Below are 26,239 nucleotides of genomic sequence, written 5' to 3'. Positions count from 1 at the left end.
GCGAATGACCACGATGTCCCAATTAGTTGAAACAGAAGCAGTTGAAACAAAAATAAACCCGATTTTGGCCTCTTCTGCGCAAAGTATCGAAGCCTATCAGGAAGCGATTACGCAGAGTAGTCAAGCCGTTATGCAGTGGCTGCAACAGCCTGAGATGTATCAGGGGAAAACGGTTGCTGAACTGCGTGAACGCATCACGCTGGATTTTAATCCTCAGGGCTTGGGTAACCAGGCTGCTATCGAGCGTGCAATTGAGTATTTTTTGAAAGACAGCCTGTCGGTGCATCATCCACAGTGCGTCGCTCACCTGCACTGCCCGAGCTTAGTGGTCAGCCAGGCGGCTGAAGTGTTGATTAACGCCACCAACCAGAGCATGGACTCTTGGGATCAAAGCCCGTCAGCGACCATCATTGAGATGAAGCTGATTGAATGGCTGCGCACTCAAGTCGGCTATCAGTCTGGCGATGCTGGCGTATTCACCAGCGGTGGCACCCAGAGCAATCTGATGGGGCTGATGTTAGCGCGTGATGCCTTCTTCGCACGTCAGGGACATTCGATCCAGCAAGATGGATTAGTCGGTAACCTGAAGAAAATTAAAGTGTTCTGTTCTGAAAATGCCCATTTCTCGGTGCAAAAGAACATGGCTTTACTGGGTTTGGGTTATCAATGCGTTACGCTAGTGAAAACCGATCGCTTCGCGCGGATGGATCTGAACGATTTAGCTGAGAAAGTGGCGTTGGCCAAGGCTAACGGCGAGCAGATTCTGGCGATTGTCGCGACAGCGGGAACGACTGACGCGGGTGCAATCGATCCTCTGCGAGCGATTGCAACGCTGGCAGCGGAACACCAGATTTGGGTGCACGTTGATGCGGCTTGGGGCGGTGCACTATTGCTGTCCGAGAAGTATCGCGATTATCTGGATGGTATTGAATTGGTGGATTCCATTACATTGGATTTCCACAAACAATTCTTCCAGACCATCAGCTGTGGCGCATTCTTGCTGAAAGAAGCTCGCCACTATGAACTGATGCGCTATCAGGCGGCTTACCTGAACTCTGAGTTCGATGAAGCCCAAGGCGTGCCTAATCTGGTGTCGAAGTCATTGCAGACGACGCGTCGTTTTGATGCACTGAAACTGTGGATGGGTCTGGAAGCGTTAGGCCAACAGCAGTATGCGGCGATCATCGATCACGGCGTCACGCTGGCACAGCAGGTTGCCCAGTATGTGGATGAACACGCTTCGCTGGAATTAGTGATGCAACCACAGCTGGCAAGCGTTCTGTTCCGTTTCCGCCCGCAACAGCTGGCGACAGCGGATGACGCAACTATTGCATTGCTTAATCAACGTATTGGTGATGCATTGCTGGAATCAGGTCGTGCCAACGTAGGTGTCACCGAGTTTAACGGTGTTACCTGCCTGAAACTGACGTTGCTGAACCCAACGGTCAGCCTGGACGATGTCAAAGTTCTGCTGGATCTGGTTGAAAGCACGGCACAGCAACTGCTGACCGCATAACTCCCCTGCTCTACAGCAGCATAAAAGCCGATAACACTCAAAACGTTATCGGCTTTTTACTGCGTATTTTTTAATACGAATATCCCGGCTTTTTCGGCAATGTGTCCAACTGCGGCTTGATGAACGGGTCGTAAACGTCATCTTTCCAGCACTCCGGCTGGATTTCGTTTAACGCGACAGAAAGCGATTCGTCGGAAGAACCGAAATGCTTCTTCAGGACCGCAGCAAGATCTTCCGCGACGGCTTTCTTCTCTTCTTCAGACAGATTCCTTGGGAAGTGTTTGACATCAATATGGGGCATGGAATGGTCCTTTTCAGTGATGAAACAGTACGTTGATAAGCTAGCCAGTTAGTTAAGATAGCTAGTGTGTATGAAGACGGCACAGCGCACAAATAACATCATGTTCTCAGATATTACCTCCACGCGTATGACATTCGCCAAACGGCTAAATGCCGTATAGGCAGTAATGCGCCCTATTGTTACCGTAGCCCGTAGAATGACGGCCCCTCACGGGTAACATTAATAGGGAGAATCCAACATGCGGCACTTGAACTATCTCTGGGTTGCTTTTCTCACCATATTTTTTGCTACATCCCTTTCTCTGTCAGCGGCGACTCAAACGCTGACGCCATTCGAAATTGAAGCATTCAATGCGCAGATTACTAACGCGCAGCGTATTGATGCAACCCTCGCCATCAAAGGACAGTGCTACACCGACAAGGAAGCAGAATTTCAGGCTAATAGTAATGGATTGCAGGAAACGGCGGGTGAACTACACGCCCAGAAACAGAAATTAGCTACCGAGTTAGAGCGTGCAGCATTTGCCGCTAAGGAGTTTTCCAACCGTTTCGAAATGGCATCGAGGGAACGGCAGGATCTGGAAAACAAGATGCAGGAAATCAAGCATCAAATTCGTGCAAGAGAGGCTGCACTTGACGATTGCAAACGTCAGTTTGGTTTTTTGGGTTTCATGTGTGACTTTGCCGGAGAAATTACGGGTCTGAACGGGGATTTGCGCAGGTTGGACGGCGCAAGGAAGGAAATCGACATTCGGGCCACTGCAGCCAAAGAACGGTACGAGGCAGCACGTAATGAAAATAATCAGGCTGAAGCACGGTTATATGAAAACCAGACGAAGTCTGAGCAAAACAGCGCTGATATTGCGGCAGTCGAAAACAAGATCGGCATGCTCAAAGTCTCATTAGCCGAGATCAGAAAGCTCAAACAGGATAACGCCACCCTACTCGCTAGGTTTACCGACTCTATTGCGGAACTTAACGGACTCGACCCAGCCTCAGACCGGCGGTTTATTGTGAATCGCCTGCGCCAAGAATCTGAATCGTTGAATGTTTTACTGCTTAAGTCTCAAGAATTGCTCGACATAAACGGCCTGCAACTTCCGGGTGGCGAGCGTATCTGCACAAACTAACCTTTTTGCTGAATCTGAGGAGAGAAACATGGCTGCTGAAAATAAAATCATCAGTATCGAGTTCGATGTCAATAAACGTATTGACGCCCAAGTCGAGGAAATTCTGGACAGTAATAATGTGGCGTTGCCTGATGTTAACCACCCTCTGGTTGAGGATTATATCAGGAGGATTGAGGGCACCTATGACGTTTCCCGATCCAAGGAAGACACCGATAACGCTATCGATTTGCTTTATATCGCCTACAACACAACGCCCCAGGAAGAAGGAAAGATCAGGGTTGAGATTGATAAGTTGATGAGTCGCCTGATTGCGGCTCAGCAGGAAAGCGAACAGAAAATGCGCGGCGCGTCGACGGATGCTGAACGGATTCTCAAATTATTACGCACCCTGTTCGGTGACTGGGCAGAGGCCCGTGACAGCAATGATCCTCAGGATCTGCAAGATTTCATTGGCGAGGATTTAGTGGATCTGGCCAAAGAAATCAAGAAACGGGCTGAGCGGGTCAGTGCCGATTTGACAAAGATCGCGAATACCTACGATAGCATTATTGACGATACCACCAAGACGACACAGCAGGGAGAGCTGGCGTTATCTGCGCGTTTGAAAAATAAGGAAAAGATAGAAAAAGAAATTGCTGAGAACAATGCACAACGCGAAAAACTGGACAGCCTGGTACAAGACCTGCAGATCGATATCGCCAAGTATGAAAAAATGGCGAACGAATATAAATCGCAAGCAGAAACGGCTGAGGATCGCGCTTTTATCATGTCTATCGTGAGCGTCGGCGCACAGATGATTTCATCCATGGTTCCGGCAATTACCGCTGGTATCACAGGGGTCGCCACGGGAGGCGCATCGCTGGTTGCCGCCTCAGTTAACTCTACGGCACGGCAGTTGATCAATGCGGAAACTGCGACAGAAGAGAACGACACAACAGCGAAGGCAATAGAAACTAAGGGAAAAATTGCTGACAAACGTACCGAAAAAACGACCGCTGAGCGTGAAAAAGCTGAGCTGGAGAAGAAGAATCAGGAGCTGACGGCCGAAAAGGAAAAAATTGAAGAGGACGCACAGATCGATGCAGACGCGAAAGCGGTGCAGCTGGAATCTCTCGATAATAGAATCAAAGACAACAGTGCAGAAATCAAAGAAAAGGTCAGCAAGATTTCGGCGACAGAAACTGCGCTGAAAGCCTTAAATGCCGCGCTGGAATCCCTTGGCGATAACATGGGAAGAATGGCAGAGAAACAAGAAAAACAGGCGACAGGTCTCCGCGACATGCAGATGAAAATGCTGGAAAAGGTCGAGGCTTATGAAAAAGAGAAACGTACCCAAGCTGCGGAATTGGTAAAAATCAACGCCCTGCTAAAGGGACAACGAACCGAAGAAGAAACCATTCAACTGGCGATCCAGTCTCTGGGCCTGAGCCTCAAAGCGCTGAAGCGGATGCGTGAAATTATTGTCGAAATCTCTTTTTTCTTCAAAACGTTTGCGAATTTCATGCAGAGCGTCGTAGAAAGTTCGACCGAGCAGTCAGATCTGCTCCAGAAAGCGCTCGATCGGAATCAGCCGACGAAAAGTTTCACGAAGCGCATCAAACGGAACACGAATGATTTCTTCATCACTCAAACGGCTGAATGGCAGGCCGTTGGCATCGTGTCAGCCAAGTTTGTGGATAACTTCAAAGACGGTTGGAGCAAGCTGAACAGATTGAGCGGCACGTACCTGACTGGTGATGAACTGAAATCCTATTTCAGTACCTCGGCAAGCCAGATCGAGGACATCGCCTTCAAACGTAAGCAGGCCGCATCGGCCAAACTGGAAGAACTAAACCGGTATCGCGACCGCATACAGTCGAAAGCGTAAATCAACCGAGTGGTTACCCTTATACCTGCCTCATTCTGAGGCAGGTATTTCAGCTAGCCGATGATAAACAATCCGCTTGAGACAAATTGGCCTAAACTCATCGAAGAGTGTCATTTAGGCCACTGTTAGCGATCTGCCAGATTCTTATACTGCTCCTGTTTGGCGCGTAACAGCGCTGCCAGTTAACCGGATATGGGAGCAATAAGATGAAAATAACGCAGATTCGCAATGCGACATTACGACTGGAATTTGGTGGGAAAACGTTCCTGATTGACCCGATGCTGGCACCAAAGGCGACCTATCCCGGCTTCCCGGGAACGGCAAATGCACATCTGCGTAATCCACTGGTCGATCTTCCTTTGCCTATGGAGGCAATTCTGGATGTTGATGCCGTGATTGTGACGCATACGCACCTCGACCATTGGGATGATGCAGCCATCGACGCTATCCCGAAAACAATGCCGATCTTCAGCCAAAATGCGCAGGATGCTGACATCATTCGGCAGGCGGAGTTTACCTCCGTACGTGTATTGGGTGAACAGACGGAATACGACGGCATAACGCTGATCAAAACATCCGGTCAACACGGTTCTGATGAAACCTATGCTAATCCACAGATGGCGGAACGACTGGGTGATGTCTGCGGGATTGTCTTTCGACATGCTCATGAGAAATCGTTTTATCTGGCTGGCGATACCGTCTGGAATCAGCATGTTATCGATGTACTGACGGGTTATTCTCCCGATGTAGTGGCATTGAATATCGGTAATGCATTCATCCCCGGTTTCGGTTCGATTATCATGGGAAAAGAGGATGTTCGGCGTGTACATCGGCTTGTGCCTAACGCGGCGATAGTCGCCACACATATGGAAGCGGTGAACCATTGCCTCCTAAGCCGCGCTGAACTCCGTGACTATCTGCACGAAGAAAAACTTCAGTCCATCGTGCACGTGCCGAACGATGGTGAAAGCGTGCAATTCTAAACCGGATAATACCGGAACATATTTATCTTGAACGAGGGCTATTATGGCTATGCTAACCGTCGCGGTGGTTGTCTCCGAGAATTTTAGCCCGTTTCATTTATCTATACCGAGCATGGTTTTCAGCGACATGCTCTATGAAAAAAAACAGTTTGAGATCTTTTTCTGTGCAGAAAAACCGGGCATGGTGGCATCAGAACACGGGTTTTCTATCAACGTTGAACACGGATTTTCCGCGTTAGAAAACGCCGACTTGATCGTAGTCCCGCACTGGAGCCACCCAGAAATACGCCCTTCTGCACCGCTTCTGGATGCGCTACGCACTGCCGAAGCCCGCAAAGCACAGATCGCCGGATTGTGTCTGGGGACTTATGTGCTGGCTTATGCCGGATTGCTAGATGGACGCCGCGCCTCGACACATTGGGCGTTTGAGCAGGATTTTATCGCCCGCTTTCTTCATGTGCAGTTGGATACCAACGCGCTCTATGTCGAAGATGAACATCTGATTACGTCTGCGGGCACGGTAGCGGCAATAGACTGCTGCCTTTATCTGGTTCGTCAACATTGCGGCAGCGCTATCGCTAACCGTGCTGCCCGCCGTCTGGTGATCCCGCCTTACCGTGAAGGTGGGCAGGCTCAGTTTATTGAACATCCGGTGCCGGAAAATACGCGGGATAGTAAAATCAATCAGTTGCTGGACTATCTGCGCAGCCATCTCAGTTCGTCCCACTCTTTGGATGCGCTGGCAAGCCGTGTGCAGATGAGTCGCAGGACATTTACCCGACATTTCTTCCGAGCCACAGGCATGACGGTTAGCGGCTGGTTAACGGCGGAACGGCTCCATCATAGCCAGACATTGCTGGAATCGACCTCCCACTCCATCGAAGCGATTGCGGATAATGTGGGTTTTCAGTCAGTAGTAACCTTTCGACAGCAGTTCAAACAGCGTTTTAGCGTTAGTCCGACCGACTGGCGTAAAACGTTTCAGGATAAAAGCAGCGTCCGCTGATGTTCATCAGCCTGCCGAAAAGTAGCCAGATCATTATATTATTGGTGAAGATACGGATTGCCTCCTATCCTTAAAGTGTGATTATGCTCACAATCATCAATACCACGAATACAACACCTCACTGACAAACACACGCCCTTTCTGACCGTCCATCGTTACTCTCTGTTTATCCACGATAAAACATGGAGAACCTATGCAACCACGCAATACGAAGCTGATTATTTTCAGCGACCTCGATGGGTCATTGCTTGACCATGAGACCTACCGATGGGATGACGCGCAACCCTGGCTGACGCGGCTGACGAATGAAGCAATTCCGCTGATTATTACCACCAGTAAAACAGCGGCCGAAGTTGAGCCATTACGGCAGGCGCTTGGGCTGGATGATTATCCTTATATTGCTGAAAACGGCGCCATTGCGACACTGCCGCCGACATGGCGACCTCATCCTGACTACCCAAGGAAGAGGATGGGTTCAGGGTATTCCATTATCCGCACACAGCTAGAGCAACTGCGCGCATCCGGTTTTCGCTTCAAAGGCTTTGGTGATATGAGCGGTAAGGAAGTAGCAGAAGTCACAGGGTTAAGCGAGCAAGACGCCCGACTAGCGCAACAGCGTGAAGCCTCTGAACCGTTGCTTTGGCTGGATGATGCCAGCAGATTACCGCATTTTCGCCAATTATTGGCGGATATGGGTTTGGCGCTGACGCAAGGCGGTCGCTTCTATCACGTCATGAGCGCTCAAACGAGTAAGGGATTTACGGCTAACTGGATAAAAACACAGTATATCGAGAAATACGATACTGACGTCAAAACCCTCGGCCTCGGCGATGGCCCGAACGATATCTCTCTTTTATGCACCGTAGACTGTGCTGTATTAATTAAAGGTATTGAAAATCAAATTGTTAACCTGCCTGAGTCGTATGGCGGTGAACAATATTGCACAAAGGATTCAGGGCCTCGGGGCTGGAGCGAAGGACTGGATCACTTTATCGGCAACGGTCATTTCTTGGCATGAATGAGCCACAAGATGGTATGGGAGCACACGATGAGCGAATTTTATCAAGATGGCATCATTACCAATTTTCACAATCTCACTCAGAGACGTACGGAAGAGTTGGAGTATGAACTTCAGGTATTTTCCGGGCAAAACAGCATGGGACTGATTTTGCCATCGCTCTATTCTGAGCTGGAAGGTCCTGCGCTGAGCCACATTATCGAGCAGCTATCCCAGGTTTCTTACCTTGGCGAAATTGTGATTGGGCTGGATCGCGCCGATCGAGAACAGTTTCTTTACGCCCGAGAATTTTTCTCTCGTCTACCGCAGCGGCACCGTATTCTGTGGAACGATGGCCCGCGACTAAAAGCACTCAGCGACGAGTTGGCAGAAAAATCGCTGGCACCGCGTGAGCCTGGCAAGGGCAGAAACGTCTGGTTTTGCGTCGGTTACACGCTGGCATCGCGTCGCTCTGCCTGTGTCGCCTTACACGATTGTGACATTGTCACCTATGATCGTGCGATGTTGGCTCGCCTACTCTATCCTGTGGCGAATCCGCACTTCAGTTACGACTTCTGCAAAGGCTATTACGCCCGCGTTGCTGAGGGAAAACTGAATGGCCGCGTGGGACGCCTACTGGTTTATCCGTTACTGAAATCGCTGCAAAAGGTCTACGGTCATTCCGACTATCTGGATTACATGCGCAGTTACCGTTATCCACTTTCCGGCGAATTTGCGATGCGCACCGCAATCCTGAATAACCTGCGCATTCCAAGCGATTGGGGACTGGAGATTGGTGTGCTATCAGAGATCCATCGAGGAACAGCAACTCGCCGTATTTGTCAGGTAGACATTGCGGATCGCTACGACCATAAACATCAGCCGATGTCTGAAGACGATCCGAACGCAGGATTGCAGCGCATGGCGGCGGATATCACAAAAGCGCTGTATCGCAAGCTGGCCATTCTTGGTGTGAATATCACCACAGATTCTTTCCGTGTCCTGCGTGCGACCTACTATCGCACCGCTCTTGATATGATCGATGCCTTCGAACACGATGCCCGTATGAACGGCCTGAGTTTTGACCGCCATAAAGAAGAGTCGGCTGTGGAGTTGTTTTCCGATGTGATCACCTTTTCCGGCCATGCCTTCAGCGATAGTCCAGGTGATAAACCGTTTGTACCGAGCTGGAACCGCGTGCAGTCTGCTTTTCCCGATATTCTTGACCGGTTGTACGCTGCGGTAGAAGCCGACAATCAGGAAGCGTGACTCAATCGCTATCTCGTAGGGCAAGCGCATCATGATGCATCATTTTATGCGTCATGATGGATCTCTTGCATAAGTAACACCGATCCTTTGATTTAATCACCTGATGAATAAATCAATTTTTTTTACCTTTGATCGATACGCAATAAAGGTGAAATTTCCCGCCATACGGGAAAACTTGTCGTAAGAAAATATTATTTCATCTATTTGACAAGGTATTAGAGATCGAGCGATTGGGAAAACTGGCGCGCTTTATGCTTTAGCTCTCCTGTCATTATGTAACTAAGGAGAGTGTTTTGATGAATTTTTTAATCAATGAAAGCGACGTGTTAAACCCGAAACGCAGAGCATTATTAAAACTTTCTGGCGCCTTGCTGGGGACGGCTGCGGTAACCACAGGATTAAGTTCGCGAGTGTTTGCCGAGACACAGCCTGAGAGCGCAGCATTTACCGCACCGTCGGCCGATAACCCAATCCGTATTAACTTCAATGAGAATCCACTGGGGATGTCACCCAAGGCGCAAGCCGCCGCACGTGATGCGGTGGTGAAAGCCAACCGCTACGCAAAGAATGAAATTTTGATGCTTGGCAATAAACTGGCAGCGCATCATCAGGTGGAGGCCCCTTCCATTTTGCTGACGGCAGGCTCATCCGAGGGCATCCGGGCAGCGATTGAAGCCTACGCATCGTTGGATGCGCAACTGGTCATTCCTGAATTAACCTACGGTGACGGCGAGCACTTTGCCAAAATTGCCGGAATGAAAGTCACAAAAGTCAAAATGCTCGACAACTGGGCGTTCGATATTGAAGGGCTAAAAGCGGCCGTTGCGGGTTACAGTGGCCCTTCCATTGTTTATCTGGTCAATCCTAACAACCCAACGGGCACGATTACGCCTGCGGATTTAATCGAACCGTGGATTGCCAGCAAGCCTGCCAATACGATGTTTATCGTCGATGAAGCCTACGCCGAATTCGTCAATGACCCACGTTTTCGCTCTATTTCGCCGATGATTACTCAAGGCGCAGAAAATATTATTCTGCTCAAAACCTTTTCCAAAATACACGCGATGGCCGGTATGCGCGTTGGGTATGCCGTTGCGCATCCCACCGTGATTGCGTTGATGGGACGGTATGTCGCGGGTGAAAAAATTAACTTTAGCGGCGTGGATGCCGCACTGGCGTCCATGAACGACTCGGCATTTATTACCTACAGTAAAAAGAGTAATGATGTGTCGCGTCAAATCTTGTTGAAGGCGCTAGATGACCTGAAATTGCCGTACTTGCCGTCAGAAGGGAATTTTGTTTTCCATCAGTTGGTCGTTCCGCTCAAGGATTACCAAAAGCATATGGCAGACGCTGGCGTGCTGATCGGCCGTGCGTTTCCTCCGGCGGATAACTGGTGCCGTATCTCACTAGGCACACCGCAGGAAATGCAGTGGGTCGCGGATACCATGCGAGAATTCCGTAACAAGAACTGGATTTAATTATCCGTTATACCTGTCTTGTCGCACTGTTATGGCGCGATATCCGCCCCTCTTCCTGAGGGGCAATTATTCCTGAACCGTATCGTTGAAACCGGAGTAACGCTTGACCCACGGGGAATTGCGCGGCTAAATGATCTCATGCCTTTCATTATTTATATCGATATCAGGCACAAACAGAATATGAAAACGGTCAGGGAGAAAAAAGCATGATTATTTTTGTTACCGGTGCAACGGCTGGGTTTGGTGAGTCAATTACCCGTAAATTTATTAGCGCGGGCCATAAAGTGATCGCGACGGGCCGCCGTCAGGAACGTCTGGATGCGCTGAAGGCTGAGCTGGGCGATGCGTTATATCCGCTAAAATTAGACGTGCGCGATCGTCAGGCGATTGAGCAGGCCGTTGCCTCTCTGCCTGCCGAATGGCGGGCGATTGATGTGCTGGTGAATAACGCTGGACTGGCGCTAGGCCTGGAGCCTGCACATAAGGCATCGGTAGACGATTGGGAAAATATGATCGATACCAATAACAAAGGCTTGGTTTTTATGACGCGAGCGCTGCTACCTGACATGGTAGAGCGCAATATCGGTCATGTTATTAACATCGGTTCTACCGCAGGAAATTGGCCATACGCAGGCGGTAACGTATACGGTGCCAGCAAAGCGTTCGTGCAGCAGTTTAGCCTGGGATTACGCGCCGATCTGTCTGGCACCCGAATCCGTGTGACAAATATCGAACCCGGTCTGGTTGGCGGAACCGAGTTCTCAGCCGTGCGTTTCAAGGGCAATGACGACAAAGTCAGCAAAACCTATGACAACACGACGCCGTTGACCGCAGAAGATGTGTCTGAAGCCGTTTTCTGGGTTGCCACCCTGCCAGCGCACGTCAACATCAACACGCTGGAAATGATGCCAGTTAGCCAATCTTTTGCAGGGTTAAGCGTACATCGCGAAGGCTGATAATCGCCGACAGGACGAGAATTAAGGGTGTGAACGTGGTTTCATGCCCTTTTCTATGGCGTCACAAACAGCATTTAACCCGATGTTGCACGGTTATAGTGCCGTTGAAGCGAAGGATGTATACTTATCTTTATAGGCAACCTTTCGTTTTGCACGAAGCGCGAAGGTTACAGGGAACGGCGGTCGCCTTTTGTTGTCTATCGCTTGCCGTGCGCTTGTTATCGTTTTACGGCATCGGCGTTTGTTTTTATCATTCGTTCTGTCAAGGTGAAACATGAACCACTACTCCTTTTCCTCTTTGATTCGGGCCTTCATCCCGCTTTCTCTAGTTATCGCTTCTGCTGCCTGGCAGCCTGCCGCACTGGCTGATACGCGCCATATCATTGTCGACTCTGGCGACAGCGCGTTGTCGAAAGAAGCGGCGCGTCAAAGCAAAGAGCAATGGGATTCAACCCGCTCGCTGCGTAATAAAGTTAATAACCGCGTTGAGAAAGAATTCGATAAAACTGAAAAATCCATTGATGGGCGTGAGAAATGTAACGCAAGCTATAACGTCAATGCTTACTGGGAAAACACAACCGATCGCTGCCTCGATCGTCGCACCGGTCGTCCAGTTAATCCATGATTCTTTACCCACGCCTTCTGGCGTGGGTTTCCCCTTTTATCTTCGTATTGCAGCGCATTAACCTGTATCCGAAGATGACGTCACCGTAACATTCAATGATTATCGCTATACCGTAGCAACACACGTTTTTATCCCAAATGGAGTGCATCAGGATGAATATGGATTTAGCACGGCTATTTTCACGCTCTTTTCACATCAAGCCGTGGGGTCTGCTGATCATGTGCTTGTTGGTCAGTTCATGCGCAAGCACGTATCCAGAAACAGACAACATCACGCATATCGCCAATAACAACGGGACGCTTATCGCTGAGTCCAATACCTACGTTTACACATTCCCCGACGCAAGAACGCAAAAGGAGTATCAGGACTATTACGCGTTTTATCGCGATTATAAAGACATCATCATGGGTGTAAGGGTCGATTTTTCTCTCCATAATAATGGTCAAGTCTATGCGAGCTATAAAAACATGATTGATACTCGCCGACTAACCAAGGAGCAGGAAGTCGATTTACGCGAGCTCTACGCCGCCCAAATTCCCACGACGATGGGAAAAGGCGAAGTCACGTTTAGCGCGAAAGGCACGTTCAGTAAGAAAGAAGGTTCGCTGGTCAGCCCGACAGACAATGGACGCTTGCCGCAGCCGATCCCCGTTGTAATCAATAGCAGCGATAACTCGGGTAAAGAAGTACTGCTTGCTCCTCTCATGATTCCGGCCGTTATCCTTTTTCCGCTGTTTATGATGTACGGTTGTGCCACTGGCCCCTGTGTTTAAGTCTATATGGGCTGTCATTGACGGCCTGATTCCGCTGCTTTTTCGCGTTATCTTCATCGTTTGATATACTCAAAGAGACTTTTTTCAGAGAAAAGGATCAAAAGATGAAAAAGACCGTCATTTTTGGTGCGGCGTTATTCCTGGTTGCGCCGTTGGCCGCACAGGCGTCTTGCGAGAGTGTGAAAGCCGATATTACCCAGAAAATCATCGCCAATGGTGTGCCAGAATCCGGTTTTACGCTGGATATTGTACCGAACGACCAGGTGAATCAGGCCGGTGGTCAGGTGGTTGGTCACTGCGAGAGTGATTCACACAAGATTGTTTACACCCGTCATGCCGATGGTGAAGCTAATACTGAAAACGCACCTGCGCCAGCAGAAGGCCAACCGACAACAACACCATAATCTCCTCCTCTGGATGTTCAAAAGGCGCTTTCGCGCCTTTTCTTTTGCTGTTATTTCTGTCTGGCTTACGTCTGTCCTGGGCGTTGGCTCGCGGGGATCATTCTGGCGGAAAACAGTGTGATTGCCGCGATGAGTGCAGAAACGATAAATACGCCGTGGATTGACGACGCGACCTGCGATGCCATCGTATCGAGCTGATTTACGCTCAGCAGGATGCGCTTGGCCGGATCCATGAGCGTCTGGAGAGGATCGCTCACTTCCGGTAATCGCCAGTGCAGATTGATGTTCAACGTGGCGCCAAGAATTGCCGTTCCCAGCGCAGAACCCAGCATTCGGGTAAACATGGCGGAGGCTGTCGCAATGCCACGAATGGAGTAGTCCACCGAGTTTTGTATCGATACCAGAAACGTGGTGCTGCTCAGTCCCATTCCCGAACCGATCAAGAATGCGGCTAGCCGCGCCCACATAAGATTGCTGTCCGGTTGAACCGTTAACAATGTCAGGCTACCGATAATCAGTACAATACCGCCGGCCATCGCCGTAAACCGATAAGACGTCCACAGCATTAACCGCCCGCTCAGCGTACTTGCCAGCGGCCAGCCAATCGACATCATCGCCAATATGCTGCCAGCTTCCAATGGGGTTCTCCCCATCACGCCCTGAATAAACGTCGGCAAAAAGGCGCTCACGCCCATCATCGCTGCACCGACGACTAATCCGCCGAGATTACCGGCGATAATGACACGATTACGCCACAGTGCCAGCGGAAACAGCGGCTCCTGTGTACGCTTTTCTTGTCGAACCAGCAGAATGCCGCCCACAACAGAGAGCGCAAGTAGCGGAATCACCCAATAGCCAAATACCTCAGCCTGTAGCAGTGCCATCAGCAAACTGGCAACGGACACCACCAGATAGAACGCGCCCGTCCAGTCCAACTGGTGCTGACGAACGGCATTGATCGTCGGCAGATAGCGAGCCAGCAGGAAGATAGAAAATAGCCCAATCGGTACATTGACCCAGAAGACCAACGCCCAGTTGAAGTGTTGCACAATAAACGCCCCCAACAACGGGCCGATAATGGCGGAAACGCCCCACACGCTGGACAAATAGCCTTGTATTTTAGGTCGTTCGGTTGAGCTGTAAACATCGGCAACAATGGTGAATGCAATCGGTGTAATCGCCCCTGCGCCCAACCCCTGCAAGGTGCGGAAGACAATCAGCCAACCCATCTGCGTCGAGAATCCGCACAGAATCGATCCCAGCAGGAATACCACCATGCCGAAGAAGAAAATCTTTTTACGACCATAGAGATCGGCCAATCGGCCATAAATCGGGATGCTGATCGACTGCGTCAGTAAATAACCCGCAAAGACCCAACCTAATAGTGAGAATCCACCTAAATCCGCGATGATGGTAGGTAGCGCTGTGGCGACAATTGTCACTTCAATCGCCGCCGTAAACATGGCCAACATACAGGCGATTAGAATCCAATGGCGATGTGGAACAGGTGTTTGTTTCTGGTTATTCTCTGTTTTCATTATATTTTCAGGATAAGAAGAAAAACTGCCTGTGAGTATAACAGGTGGCGTGGCGGAGAAAATTTATTCCCGCAGAGATGCGGGAATAGAGGACAACCGAAATTAATAGCTGACGGCAGAAAGATCGATATAAGACGAGAGGTCCCGCTGTTCGGCACGCGGTAAATAAGGCAGTTCACCTATTTGCGGTGCCGGGATTTTCTTCCGCAGAACGTTAATAATTTCTGCGTAATTTGCCAGTCCGGGATTAATACGATTAGCCGCCCAGCCAACCAGCGGTAAACCATCGTTGATGATCGCCTGCGCTGTCAGCAGCGCATGGCTGATACAACCCAGCTTGATGCCAACAACCAGCACGACAGGCAGCTGTTCCTGTACCACCCATTCGGAATACGGCCGCAGATCGTTCATGACGGTCCGCCATCCACCGGTGCCTTCAACCACTACGATGTCAGCCACCTCGCTCATGTGGCGCAGGCCTTGCGTCATCGCACAGTAATCAATGGTGCCTTCACTGGCGCTGATTTCATCTTCTCGCAGTGCGATAGGGTTAACCATGTTATAGGGCAGTTCCAGCGTGGAGGCCGCTTGTAGCAGCAGTGCATCTTTATTACGCAGGCCCGCTTCCGTCTCTTCGCACCCTTTTGCTATCGGTTTGTAGCCTGCAACCGATTTGCCTGCCAGCGCCAGTTTTTGCAGTAGCGCCTTGGATACCACTGTTTTGCCAACGGCGGTATCAGTACCAGTGACAAAAATACGTTTCAACATGGGATAACTCCAGACCACCTGAATACCAAAAAACAAGCACAGCTAAAATGCTTTCCAAGCGTGAAAGTCTAGGCTATGCCTCATTCGGGCGGTTTGCGTTAGCGCAATGTTTTGTTGCTCTACGTCTTTATGGTTATCCCTGCAACAATTTAACCAGCAGTGAGCCGTTGTAGAGCGAGTCTTTTACCAGTGCGGCACCGGGCATTGTGCCCTGATTGTAGAATTGGGTCGCTTCTACCTGGATATTGTGGCTGTAGGGTGGGAATGATTGCTGTTGAATGCAGCCTAAAATGGCGGGATGTAAAATACTGGCCGCTTTATTCAGAGGGGAACCGACCAGAATTTTATCGGGATTGAAGAGGTTCACCATGATGGCGACAATTCGACCCACGTTATTACCGACATCATTAATGATATCTTTGGCTAACTGATCGCCCTTGAGTGCAGCGTCACACAGGCTTTCCACGCTGAGTGGTGAACCGTGCAAAAGCGAACTCATGGACGTATTCATGCGTTGCTGTGCCAACTCCAGCATGTTTTCCGTGCTGGCGACGGTTTCCAGACAGCCGTGATTGCCGCAGTAGCAACGCTTGCCATAAGGATCGACCTGCGTGTGCCCGATCTCGACCAGATTCCGACTCCCAGCGTGCAGAATGCGTCCTCCGGTAATCACGCCCGCACCGACGTTATGGTCGATCACCACCTGAATCACATTTTGACAATCGCGTGAGGCACCGTATAACGCTTCAGCCATCGTCCAGGCACAGATGTCGTGCTGCAAATACACTGGCAGCCCTGTGCGCTGTGCTAGTGCAGGGCCAATCGGCATTTCCTCAACGTCATAAAACGGCATCCGATGAATAATGCCCTTGCTGGCATCAATCATACCTGGCGCAGTAATTGCGATTGCTGTTAATCGCTCCAGCCGTTTTTGGTGACGAATAAAAAACTGGTCGATTTCATTCAGAATACGGTCAAGCAACGGCTGCGGGGCTTCTGCGGGAAGCGGGATCTCTTCTTCCACAACCAGCTTACTGCTGAGATCGCGCAGCGCCAATAACAGGGTATTGTGGCTGATGCGTGCAGAAAGGTAGTGCCAGGCTTGGGTATCTAGAATCAGGCCGATAGCGGGACGCCCTCTGCTGCCGACATCCTGATATTCAGTTTCCTGTACCAGATGAGCTTCCAGCAGTTCGCGAACGATTTTGGTTATACTGGCGGGCGCGAGCTGAGCGCGTTTGGACAGTTCGATACGTGATATCGGGCCGTACTTATCGATCAGCCGATAAACTGCACCGGCATTAATTTGTTTGATTTGATCGATGTGTCCTGGTTGACCGTCGGCAATCACAAACCTGGCTCCTACGCATTATATACCCATCATATTTCAAGCTGCCTATGCGTTGGCTACAACCCGAATTATTTAGGGCATAACTGGCACTGCTGTTGAAAAATTTATCTTTATTATTGCGGCATGACTATTTTTCACGCTGCAAAATAAAAAAACTGCGGGTATGGTGGGGCTTTTCACTAAACTCGTCAAATATTTGATTCGTTATGTGATTTAGCGCGCATATTTTAACTATTATCCGCCCAACATCAGCGACATCAGCATGTTAGCCGCTGCACTTTGCGGGTGATGTCGTGCCGTAACCAGCCAAACCTCCGTTGTGGCGTCCTCTTCTTCCAGCAGCAAATATTTCACGCCATCAACCCGAATACGCAAAAACGATGCAGGCAAAATGGACACGCCCAATCCCGCCGATACTAGCCCAACGATGGTCATCGCCTCACCCACCTCTTGCGTGATGTAAGGGCTGATGCCATAGCGTTTCAACAGCGTCAGCGTATCGTCATACAGTGCGGTTCCAACCGCGCGGGAGAAGAAAACGAATGGCTCATTTGCCAGCTGTGTGATGTTGATTGCTCGCCCTGCGGCCTGCTGCGCTAAAGGATGGGATTCTTGCACCACGGCAATCAGCGGTTCACGTAGTAGCAGTTGATGATCCAGCGCGTCCGGTAACGGGTTATTGCGCATAATACCGATATCGAGCTTACCATTCAGCAGCGGTTCAATTTGCTGCTTAGTGTTGAGCTCCATCATTTGAATATGCACTTCTGGATACGTTTGGCGAAAACGCAGCAGGCTGCTGGAGATCTTTTTGATAAACGGCGCGGACGACGTAAAGCCGATCGTTAATTCCCCAATCTCACCGCGTTGAATGCGAGACGCCCGCTCCGCCGCCTGATCAACCTGGCTGATGATCGACCAGGCTTCTTTCAGGAACATCTCGCCTGCTGGCGTGAGCTGAACATTCCGGTTGTTGCGCGCTAAAAGTTTTGCTCCCACCTGCTCTTCCAGAATCTGAATCTGTTGGCTCAGTGGTGGCTGAGAAATGCGTAATCTTTCCGCGGCTCGACCGAAATGCAGCTCTTCGGCGACCGCAATAAAGTAGCGAAGGTGACGTAGTTCGATATTCATATTTTAAAAGTATCAATCATGATTATTAATATATTATACAAAATAATATCACTCTTCTATGATCGTCTTATTGTTGTTTTACGTCTGATTTATCTTTCCCGCTAAGGAATTATTGTGAGTAACCTGCCATCTTCTGCACCGAACGACTGGCCTATTTCTACGGCCGACGCTGCGGAAGATACTGTCCCGAAATTTTCCGGTAAAACACCCTATATCACCCGTGGTACGCCACAATTTATGCGCGTCACGCTGGCGCTGTTTTCTGCTGGATTAGCAACGTTCGCCTTACTGTATTGTGTGCAACCGCTGTTGCCGGTGTTATCTCAGGATTTTGGTATTTCGCCAGCAACCAGCAGTTTGTCGCTTTCCGTCTCAACGGTGATGCTGGCTTTTGGGCTGCTGTTCACCGGCCCGCTCTCCGACACGATTGGTCGTAAAAATGTGATGGTTGTGTCGCTGATGCTGGCTGCAATCTGTACCGTAATTTGTGCGTTTATGACCAGTTGGAACGGCATATTGATTATGCGGGCGATGATTGGTCTGTCTCTAAGCGGCGTCGCGGCCGTCGCCATGAGTTACCTAAGTGAAGAAATTCACCCCAGCGTGTTGGCGTTTTCGATGGGGTTATATATCAGCGGTAACTCGATTGGTGGGATGAGCGGACGTTTGGTTAGCGGCGTGTTAACGGACTATTTTCCGTGGCGTGTTGCTATCGGTGTCATCGGCGTACTGGCACTCATCGCGGCGATAACGTTCTGGCGAATTCTGCCGGAATCACGGCATTTTCGCCCCGGTTCACTGCGTCCGAAAACGCTACTGCTGAATAGCAAACTACACTGGCGCGATGCAGGATTGCCGCTACTGTTTCTTGAGGGCTTTTTGCTGATGGGCGCGTTCGTTACCCTGTTTAACTACATCGGGTATCGGCTGTTGGCGCCACCGTATTTACTCAGTCAGGCGGTGGTTGGCTTACTTTCCGTGGTCTATCTCACCGGAAGTTACAGTTCACCAAAAGCTGGGGCGTTAACGTCCCGCTACGGACGTGGCCCCGTGCTGAGTATTTCGATCCTTCTGATGCTAACGGGGCTGGGATTGACGGCTTTGAGTCCGTTATTCGTTGTTTTTGGTGGGATGATGCTCTTTACTGCTGGCTTTTTCGCCGCCCATTCGGTGGCTAGCAGTTGGATTGGGCAACGGGCGCGTCGCGCGAAAGGTCAGGCTTCGTCCATGTATCTCTTTTCTTACTATCTGGGTTCAAGCCTGGCGGGTACGCTAGGGGGATTCTTCTGGCATTCATTCGGCTGGATGGGGATCACTTTGTTCCTTGCGGCGCTCTTACTTCTCGCACTGGTCGTCAGCCTGATACTAAAACACCGCCTTTAAGCTCTTTTCCTACCGGAGTTTACCTGAGTCAGGGTAAACTCCGTGTTGTTCCTGCCTACTCTCGCTCTATTTCCCCCAGCCCTGTTTGAAAATAATGACAATCACGATTGCTGAAGTGTGTGTTTATGAGTATAAACATAAGTATGTTGTAACTAAAATGACTTTATAGATGAATCGCTACACGCTAATCGATCGCATGAACCTCTGTTTTCAGACGTTAGAAACCAAGCTTGCCGTAATGCAGCAGCTGTTTTCAACGTATCGACTGCTGGCGGGTCGCGTCTACTCCCTTCCCCCTGTGGAAAAAGGAACGGAGCATGATCCGATTGAGCACATCGCCGTCACGCAGTACGTTGGTCAGGAGGCTCGTGATAAAGGGCTAGCGCATTTTCAGCGTCTGTTCATTCACCACTATCCGGAAGCACTTAGCAGTAAAAGCGCGATTCGCTTGCCGGGCGCACTCTGCTTTGCGGTAAATACGGCACAATATCAGCAGGCACACTCGCTTATTGCGGAAATTAATGCGTTGAAAAAAGAGCTAGAGCAGATTGTTACCATCGAATCTGGGCTAGAGCCGGAACAGCGCTTTGAGTTCGTCCACTCGCATCTGAAAGGACTGATCACGCTCAGTGCTTACCGTTCGTTGACGCTTATAACCAACCCAGCGTCGGTCCGGTTTGGTTGGGCGAATAAACACATCATCAAAAACATGACGCGTGGAGAATTGCTGGAGAAACTGACTAAAAGCCTGAATGCCGCAAAACATACGGTGCCGTATACCAAAGCGCAATGGATTGAGCATGTGGAACAAGAGATGGATGCCGTATTGCAATTACCGGAAGACGCGGTCTTGAAGATCAAACGTCCGGTGAAAGTGCAGCCCATCGCACGCGTGTGGTATGCCGAGCAGCAAAAACAGGTGCAACATCCCTGCCCGTCTCCCCTACTCGTGCTTTGTCAGCAAGAATCTGGGGGCGATGTGCCGATTATCGGCGAACTTAATCCTTATGACGCCCACAACATCAAACATAAGCACAAACCGAAAGCCGCCGAACTGCGTCTGCTCATCCCGCGTTTGCATCTGTATACCGATACACCAGAATAAAAAAGAAAAAGCCTGCGGATAGATATCGGCAGGCTACGTGATAAAACGCTGACTACAGCGGCATTACTTTTTCAGGCTACCGACCATATCTTCCGGTCGAACCCACTCATCAAACTGTGCTTCAGTGAGGTAGTTCAGTTTGAGTGCGGACGCCTTCAGCGTAAGCCCTTCTTTATGCGCTTTTTTGGCAATTTCAGCCGCTTTGTCATAGCCGATATGCGTGTTCAGCGCGGTCACCAGCATCAACGATTCGTTCAACAGTTGAGTGATGCGATCGTGATTCGGCTCAATCCCCACCGCACAGTGTTCATCAAAGCTCTTCATACCGTCAGCCAACAGGCGAATCGATTGCAGGAAGTTATGAATCACCATTGGGCGGTAGACATTTAGCTCAAAGTTACCGGAAGCACCGCCGATATTTACGGCAACGTCATTGCCCATCACCTGGCAACACAGCATTGTCAGCGCTTCACACTGAGTCGGGTTGACCTTGCCCGGCATGATGGAACTGCCCGGTTCATTTTCAGGAATACTGAGTTCGCCGATGCCACAGCGTGGACCCGATGCCAGCCAGCGCACATCGTTAGCAATCTTCATTAACGACGCAGCCAGCCCCTTCAAGGTACCGTGCCCATGAACCAGCGCATCACAGGTCGCCAGCGCTTCAAATTTATTCGGTGAGGTCACAAACGGCTGATTGGTTAATTGCGCCAGTTCCGCCGCCACACGCACCGCATATTCAGGATGCGTATTCAATCCCGTACCTACAGCGGTACCGCCGAGCGCCAATTCGCAAATATGCGGTACGCTGTTTTCGATGTGCTTCAAATTGTGCTGCAACATCGCGGCCCAGCCGGAAATTTCCTGCCCCAGCGTAAGCGGCGTCGCGTCCTGTAAATGCGTACGGCCAATCTTGACGATGTCTTTAAACTGCTCAGCTTTCGACGCCAGAGTGGCATGCAGAGCTTTCAATTCGGGAATCAGGTGTTCGTTGATCGCAACCACGGCCGCAACATGCATCGCCGTTGGGAATACATCGTTAGAACTCTGACTTTTGTTAACATCATCATTGGGATGAACCCGTCGATTGTTGCCCCGCTCTCCACCCAATAGTTCACTGGCGCGGTTAGCCAACACTTCGTTCATATTCATATTGCTTTGCGTGCCAGACCCCGTCTGCCAGATCGCTAACGGGAATTCTCCAGCATGCTGACCTGCCAACACTTCGTCCGCTGCTTGAATAATCGCATTTCCCCGATCGGCAGGCAGAAGTGTGAGATCCATATTGACGCGAGCCGCCGCACGCTTGGTTTGCGCCAGCGCATAAATCAGCGCGCGAGGCATTTTTTCTTCAGAAATACGGAAGTGTTCCAGTGAGCGTTGTGTTTGCGCACCCCATAAACGTTCAGCAGGAACATCGATTGGCCCCATTGAGTCTTTTTCACTACGCGTCGTGCTCATTACCTTTCCTCCTTAAAACACAGATTCAAATAATAGAAAACATCGAATCACATCGCTGGGCCTATTCTGATAACACTGACTGGCCTATCACACTTATTGTGTCTACTAACACGGTCTGGCATCGCGCTACATAAAACATTACCATGAAGCGAAGAAGATGCAGTGTATTCATAATCATTCAAGTAGTTAACAGCCAGCATCACAGAAACTAACAATTAATGTAATAGCAGGGAGCCGACATGCAAAAAATGCTCAATTGCGTCCAGCACTACGCCTGGGGCAGCAAACACGCGTTAACTGAGCTTTATGGCATTGATAATCCTAACAATTTACCGATGGCGGAACTTTGGATGGGGGCCCATCCTAAAAGTAGTTCGGCGATTATTGATGAAAAAGGCAACACTCGCAGCCTGCGTGAGATGATTGCTGAAGACGCAACAGCCCATCTTGGCGCAACGATCGCGCAACGTTTTGGCGAATTACCTTTTTTGTTTAAAGTATTGTGTGCAGAACAGCCGCTTTCTATTCAGGTTCATCCAAGTAAATCATCGGCAGAACAAGGCTTTGCGAAAGAGAATGCCGCCGGTATCGCGCTGGATGCGGCCGAAAGAAACTACAAAGACGCCAATCACAAACCAGAATTGGTCTACGCGTTAACGCCCTTTCAGGCCATGAACGGGTTCCGAGAATTATCTGAAATTGTGCACCTGCTAGAGCCGATTGCCAGTGCGCACCCGTCAATCGCCGCGTTTTTACAACAGCCCGACGCAAAGAATCTCGCCATGCTGTTCACTAATCTGCTGAGCATGGACGGTGAGCAAAAATCCCGTGCACTCGGCGTGTTGAAGGCCGCGCTAAATAGTCAAAATGACGAGCCGTGGGCCACCATTCGCGCGATTACACACGACTATGCCGATGACAGCGGGTTATTTTCCCCACTGTTGCTGAACGTGATTACACTTCAACCCGGCGAAGCCATGTTCCTATTTGCTCAAACGCCGCATGCTTATCTAAAAGGCGTGGCATTAGAAGTCATGGCTAACTCGGATAACGTGCTGCGTGCGGGGTTAACGCCGAAATACATTGATATTCCAGAGCTGCTGGAAAATGTCGTGTTTGAAGGCAAACCCGCAAACCAATTACTGACTACGCCACACCGACAGGGTAATGAACTCAGCTTCCCCATTCCTGTTGATGATTTTGCTTTTTCACTGCACGAACTGAGCCAGAGCCCACAAACGCTCAGCCAAGACAGTGCAGCCATTGTATTTTGCGTTGACGGCCAGGCCATCTTGCAAAAAAATGAGCAGCGGCTTTCGCTACGCCCAGGGGAGTCCTGCTTTATTTCCGCCAATGAATCACCGATAACGGTTGAGGGACAGGGGCGTCTCGCTCGCGTATTTAACCGATAACTCGTTCCATACGCTGTGTTACCCGCGTATTGCGTTGAAAGTTACCTGCGCATTACGTTGAGAGTTACCCGCGTTTCGCGTTGAAAACGCGCATTTTTTTACTAAAGGATGAATAAAAATGAAGAAGTCGTTAGTCGCCGTAGGCGTTATTGTTGCTCTGGGCGCCATCTGGACCGGCGCATCCTGGTACACCGGCAAACAGGTGGCTCAGCAAATTGATGGTTTTACCGATACGCTGAACACTAAGATCAAACAAGCCTACCCGAACTCTGGGTTAAAAGTGGTCTATCGCGATTATCAAGGCGGAATATTCAGCAGCACGCTGGCCTATGTTTTACAGACAGATGGCACTGCAAAAGGGACACAGTTCCTTGCGCCGGGTGAAGAGCTCGTCTTCAATGAAACTGTCTCTCACGGGCCGTTCCCGCTGGCACAGCTCAAGAAATTCAACCTCGCGCCGTCGATGGCCTCTGTTCATACCGAGTTGGCCAACACCCCGGCAGTCAAAGCCTGGTTTGAGCTGACCAAAGACAAACCGTTCTTCACGGCAGAAACCCGCGTCGCTTACAGCGGTGATACGCAGTCACTCATTACGCTAGTGCCGATCGACTATCAGACGCCAGAACAGAAATTCTCCTTCAGTGGCGCAGAAGCGCTGTTGGATATCGGGCACGATCTGCGCAGCAGCAAGCTGGACACCACCATCAGCAGCGTGAAGATGGAAAGGAAAAACGCCTGGGGTCAAACCGAGAACGTCGATGTCACCGATTTCTCCATCAAAGGGACCAATCAAAAAGGCAAATTCGATATTGATTTAGGCGATGGAGCCCTATCTCTTAAAACGATGACGTTTACCGTAGAAGGCGGCGATCCCGTTACCTTGAACGACTTCTCTCTGCAAAGTAGCGCAACGGAAGATGATAAAAATCTGGCTGGCAAAATGGCCATTACGCTGGGCTCCTTAGTTATCGGCGACCGCAATCTGGGCTCAGGTAACGTGAGCATGTCTATTTCACAGCTTGACGGCGCGGGCACTAAGCAGTTCCTCACCGCCTATCAGGCAAAAGTGCAGAAACTGTTGCAAGATCCGAGTGCTATGGATCCCGACGTTTATCAGCACGAAGTCGCTATGTCTATTCTGCAATACCTGCCACAACTGCTGAAAGGCAACCCGAGCATTGCGATCTCCCCGATCAGTTGGAAAAATAGCAAAGGCGAAGGCACGTTCACCTTGGCGTTGGATTTAACCGATCCATTGCAGAGCACGGATAAAGCCGCTGATACCACGGTATCGGATGAAGAAAAAATCATTCGTCAATCGGTCAAAAAGCTCGATGCCAAACTCAACGTACCGCTGGATATGCTGGCAGAATTAATGGTGCAGGCGGGGCCGAAACCAGCTAACGATGAAGAGCAAAAGCAGGCGACAGAAATGGCGCAGCAGCAAGCTAAGATGATGGCGAACATTGGTCAAATGAACCAGATGAGTGTGACTAAGGAGAATGCGATTACCAGCTCACTACTCTACGCTGATGGTCAAATTGACTTCAACGGTAACAAGATAGCACTGGCCGATTTCATCGCACCTTACTTCTCCGTTCCAACGGAAGAAGGTGAAGAATCCCAGCCTGGTGCACCACAAGAGCCGATCACACCACCAGCGCAATAACCCAGCACTCGGTAATATAACGCTTTAAAACACACGGTGGTCGCACTTGCTGCCACCGTTTTTTCTGCCCTAAATCTTCTGCTTGATATTGAGATAACGTCATGTCCGCGCTGAAACCTTTTATGGAAACACATCAGGCCGCGATCTACTTTTTTGCTGTAGTAGCGGCAGCGGCAACAGCCAGGGTTCTGCCGGGAACCGAGCGATTAGATGCCGTGATTAATCCCGCGTTAGCGCTGATGCTGTTTGTCACGTTTCTGCAGGTTCCGCTGAACACGATCGGGAAAAGCTTCACTCAGATCAGATTCATCGGGGCGCTTCTCGTTGCCAATTTCATCGTGATTCCCTTGCTGGTCGCGGCGCTGTTACCCTTTCTCCCCGCCGAACCGCTGGTGAAGCTAGGCATCATATTGGTGTTACTCGCGCCGTGTATTGATTACGTGGTGACATTTGCGCATCTGGGACGCGCCGATGCCGGACGCCTGCTGGCCGCAACGCCTATATTACTGATGCTACAAATGCTGGCGTTGCCCTTTTACCTGACGCTATTTCTCGGCCACGATGCCGTCGGACTCATCGTTTTCGCGCCATTTATCGACGCATTTATCTGGCTCATCGCCATACCTTTAGCGCTGGCAGCGCTTCTTCAATGGCTAGCGGCGCGGCAGCGTATTATGGCGACATTTTCGGACGCATTGGGCTATCTGCCGGTTCCCACTACGGCGCTGGTGTTATTTATCGTGGTGGCAGCAGTCATTCCGCAGTTGCGTGCTACCTGGGAATCCGTTTTACTCGCGGTACCGTTTTACCTGCTCTTCGCGCTGCTGGCACCGCTGCTTGGCTGGTTAACTAGCCGTGCGTTTCGATTGAATTCCTCTAGCGGGCGAGCCGTGGCCTTTAGCGCCAGCACACGTAATTCTCTGGTTATTCTACCGCTGGCCTTGGCAATACCGGGCGCGCTACCGTTACTGCCAGCCGTGATCGTCAGCCAAACCTTAGTCGAATTACTCAGTGAACTCATTTATATCCGGGTTATCCCTAAATTAAACGCACCTGAAATTGAGCAAGAAAACCAATAACAGATTGTTTTTGCTCAATTATTGCCCAGAACGCT

23 protein-coding genes are annotated in these 26,239 nt (G+C 50.2%); 17 read left to right on the top strand and 6 right to left on the bottom strand.

Annotation, left to right across the window (positions count from 1 at the left end):
* The first annotated feature begins 13 nt into the window (after window positions 1–13).
* A complete protein-coding gene (locus A0G03_RS01545) occupies window positions 14–1,516 on the top strand; it encodes a pyridoxal phosphate-dependent decarboxylase family protein (protein WP_422120982.1) in 1,503 nt (500 codons plus the stop codon).
* A gap of 70 nt (window positions 1,517–1,586) precedes the next feature.
* Here the strand turns inward: A0G03_RS01545 and pptA are convergent, their stop codons facing one another.
* Window positions 1,587–1,817 (bottom strand): tautomerase PptA, encoded by a 231-nt coding sequence (gene pptA / locus A0G03_RS01540; protein WP_048260089.1) that lies wholly within the window; start codon window positions 1,815–1,817, stop codon window positions 1,587–1,589.
* A 238-nt stretch (window positions 1,818–2,055) separates the two neighbouring features.
* Between pptA and A0G03_RS01535 the strand changes: the two genes are divergently transcribed.
* From A0G03_RS01535 to A0G03_RS01485, 11 genes are all read left to right on the top strand, one after another.
* A complete protein-coding gene (locus A0G03_RS01535) occupies window positions 2,056–2,946 on the top strand; it encodes a hypothetical protein (protein WP_048260090.1) in 891 nt (296 codons plus the stop codon).
* 28 nt (window positions 2,947–2,974) lie between these two features.
* The gene (locus A0G03_RS01530; RefSeq protein ID WP_048260091.1) at window positions 2,975–4,813 is read left to right on the top strand and encodes a coiled-coil domain-containing protein; all 1,839 of its coding nucleotides are present in this window, start codon (window positions 2,975–2,977) and stop codon (window positions 4,811–4,813) included.
* A 206-nt stretch (window positions 4,814–5,019) separates the two neighbouring features.
* Window positions 5,020–5,796, top strand: a complete 777-nt coding sequence (locus A0G03_RS01525) for an MBL fold metallo-hydrolase (RefSeq protein ID WP_048260092.1) — start codon at window positions 5,020–5,022, stop codon at window positions 5,794–5,796.
* Window positions 5,797–5,839: 43 nt separating this feature from the next.
* On the top strand, window positions 5,840–6,802 hold the full coding sequence (locus A0G03_RS01520; protein ID WP_048260093.1) for a GlxA family transcriptional regulator: 963 nt from the start codon (window positions 5,840–5,842) through the stop codon (window positions 6,800–6,802).
* 193 nt (window positions 6,803–6,995) lie between these two features.
* Window positions 6,996–7,820: a mannosyl-3-phosphoglycerate phosphatase-related protein gene (locus tag A0G03_RS01515; RefSeq protein ID WP_048260094.1), complete on the top strand. Its 825-nt coding sequence runs from the start codon at window positions 6,996–6,998 to the stop codon at window positions 7,818–7,820.
* Between the two features lie 30 nt (window positions 7,821–7,850).
* On the top strand, window positions 7,851–9,068 hold the full coding sequence (locus tag A0G03_RS01510; RefSeq protein WP_048260095.1) for a glycosyltransferase family protein: 1,218 nt from the start codon (window positions 7,851–7,853) through the stop codon (window positions 9,066–9,068).
* Window positions 9,069–9,364: 296 nt separating this feature from the next.
* A complete protein-coding gene (locus A0G03_RS01505) occupies window positions 9,365–10,549 on the top strand; it encodes a pyridoxal phosphate-dependent aminotransferase (RefSeq protein ID WP_039291803.1) in 1,185 nt (394 codons plus the stop codon).
* 206 nt (window positions 10,550–10,755) lie between these two features.
* Window positions 10,756–11,505: a bifunctional NADP-dependent 3-hydroxy acid dehydrogenase/3-hydroxypropionate dehydrogenase YdfG gene (gene ydfG / locus A0G03_RS01500; RefSeq protein ID WP_039291800.1), complete on the top strand. Its 750-nt coding sequence runs from the start codon at window positions 10,756–10,758 to the stop codon at window positions 11,503–11,505.
* 274 nt (window positions 11,506–11,779) lie between these two features.
* Window positions 11,780–12,130, top strand: a complete 351-nt coding sequence (locus tag A0G03_RS01495; RefSeq protein WP_048260097.1) for a DUF1283 family protein — start codon at window positions 11,780–11,782, stop codon at window positions 12,128–12,130.
* A 152-nt stretch (window positions 12,131–12,282) separates the two neighbouring features.
* Window positions 12,283–12,903, top strand: coding sequence for a hypothetical protein (locus A0G03_RS01490; RefSeq protein ID WP_048260099.1), 621 nt, complete (start codon window positions 12,283–12,285; stop codon window positions 12,901–12,903).
* A gap of 104 nt (window positions 12,904–13,007) precedes the next feature.
* On the top strand, window positions 13,008–13,307 hold the full coding sequence (locus A0G03_RS01485; protein WP_048260101.1) for a DUF1161 domain-containing protein: 300 nt from the start codon (window positions 13,008–13,010) through the stop codon (window positions 13,305–13,307).
* 65 nt (window positions 13,308–13,372) lie between these two features.
* Here the strand turns inward: A0G03_RS01485 and A0G03_RS01480 are convergent, their stop codons facing one another.
* From A0G03_RS01480 to A0G03_RS01465, 4 genes are all read right to left on the bottom strand, one after another.
* Window positions 13,373–14,845: an MDR family MFS transporter gene (locus A0G03_RS01480; protein ID WP_048260103.1), complete on the bottom strand. Its 1,473-nt coding sequence runs from the start codon at window positions 14,843–14,845 to the stop codon at window positions 13,373–13,375.
* A 102-nt stretch (window positions 14,846–14,947) separates the two neighbouring features.
* On the bottom strand, window positions 14,948–15,613 hold the full coding sequence (bioD, locus tag A0G03_RS01475; protein ID WP_048260105.1) for a dethiobiotin synthase: 666 nt from the start codon (window positions 15,611–15,613) through the stop codon (window positions 14,948–14,950).
* A 133-nt stretch (window positions 15,614–15,746) separates the two neighbouring features.
* A complete protein-coding gene (gene mlc / locus A0G03_RS01470; protein ID WP_048260106.1) occupies window positions 15,747–16,964 on the bottom strand; it encodes a sugar metabolism global transcriptional regulator Mlc in 1,218 nt (405 codons plus the stop codon).
* Between the two features lie 234 nt (window positions 16,965–17,198).
* A complete protein-coding gene (locus A0G03_RS01465; protein WP_048260108.1) occupies window positions 17,199–18,095 on the bottom strand; it encodes a LysR family transcriptional regulator in 897 nt (298 codons plus the stop codon).
* Between the two features lie 114 nt (window positions 18,096–18,209).
* Between A0G03_RS01465 and A0G03_RS01460 the strand changes: the two genes are divergently transcribed.
* Complete coding sequence (locus A0G03_RS01460; RefSeq protein ID WP_048260109.1) at window positions 18,210–19,478, top strand: MFS transporter; 1,269 nt, start codon at window positions 18,210–18,212, stop codon at window positions 19,476–19,478.
* A gap of 169 nt (window positions 19,479–19,647) precedes the next feature.
* Window positions 19,648–20,583 carry a DNA replication terminus site-binding protein gene (tus, locus tag A0G03_RS01455; protein WP_048260111.1) on the top strand — a complete coding sequence of 312 codons (936 nt, stop codon included), beginning with the start codon at window positions 19,648–19,650 and terminating at the stop codon, window positions 20,581–20,583.
* Between the two features lie 63 nt (window positions 20,584–20,646).
* On the opposite strand, the gene fumC is transcribed toward tus, so the two are convergent.
* Window positions 20,647–22,044, bottom strand: a complete 1,398-nt coding sequence (fumC, locus tag A0G03_RS01450) for a class II fumarate hydratase (protein ID WP_048260113.1) — start codon at window positions 22,042–22,044, stop codon at window positions 20,647–20,649.
* A 239-nt stretch (window positions 22,045–22,283) separates the two neighbouring features.
* On the opposite strand from fumC, the gene manA reads away from it, so the two are divergent.
* The 3 genes from manA to A0G03_RS01435 all read left to right on the top strand — a co-directional run bounded on the left by manA (window position 22,284) and on the right by A0G03_RS01435 (window position 26,204).
* On the top strand, window positions 22,284–23,456 hold the full coding sequence (gene manA, locus A0G03_RS01445) for a mannose-6-phosphate isomerase (RefSeq protein ID WP_048260115.1): 1,173 nt from the start codon (window positions 22,284–22,286) through the stop codon (window positions 23,454–23,456).
* A gap of 118 nt (window positions 23,457–23,574) precedes the next feature.
* Window positions 23,575–25,125, top strand: a complete 1,551-nt coding sequence (locus tag A0G03_RS01440; RefSeq protein ID WP_048260116.1) for a YdgA family protein — start codon at window positions 23,575–23,577, stop codon at window positions 25,123–25,125.
* 101 nt (window positions 25,126–25,226) lie between these two features.
* Complete coding sequence (locus A0G03_RS01435; protein ID WP_048260118.1) at window positions 25,227–26,204, top strand: arsenic resistance protein; 978 nt, start codon at window positions 25,227–25,229, stop codon at window positions 26,202–26,204.
* Window positions 26,205–26,239 lie beyond the last annotated feature (35 nt).

The sequence above is a fragment of the Pectobacterium peruviense genome (assembly GCF_002847345.1).
Lineage (GTDB): Bacteria > Pseudomonadota > Gammaproteobacteria > Enterobacterales > Enterobacteriaceae > Pectobacterium > Pectobacterium peruviense.
This window is presented reverse-complemented; position numbering and strand designations above follow the sequence as displayed.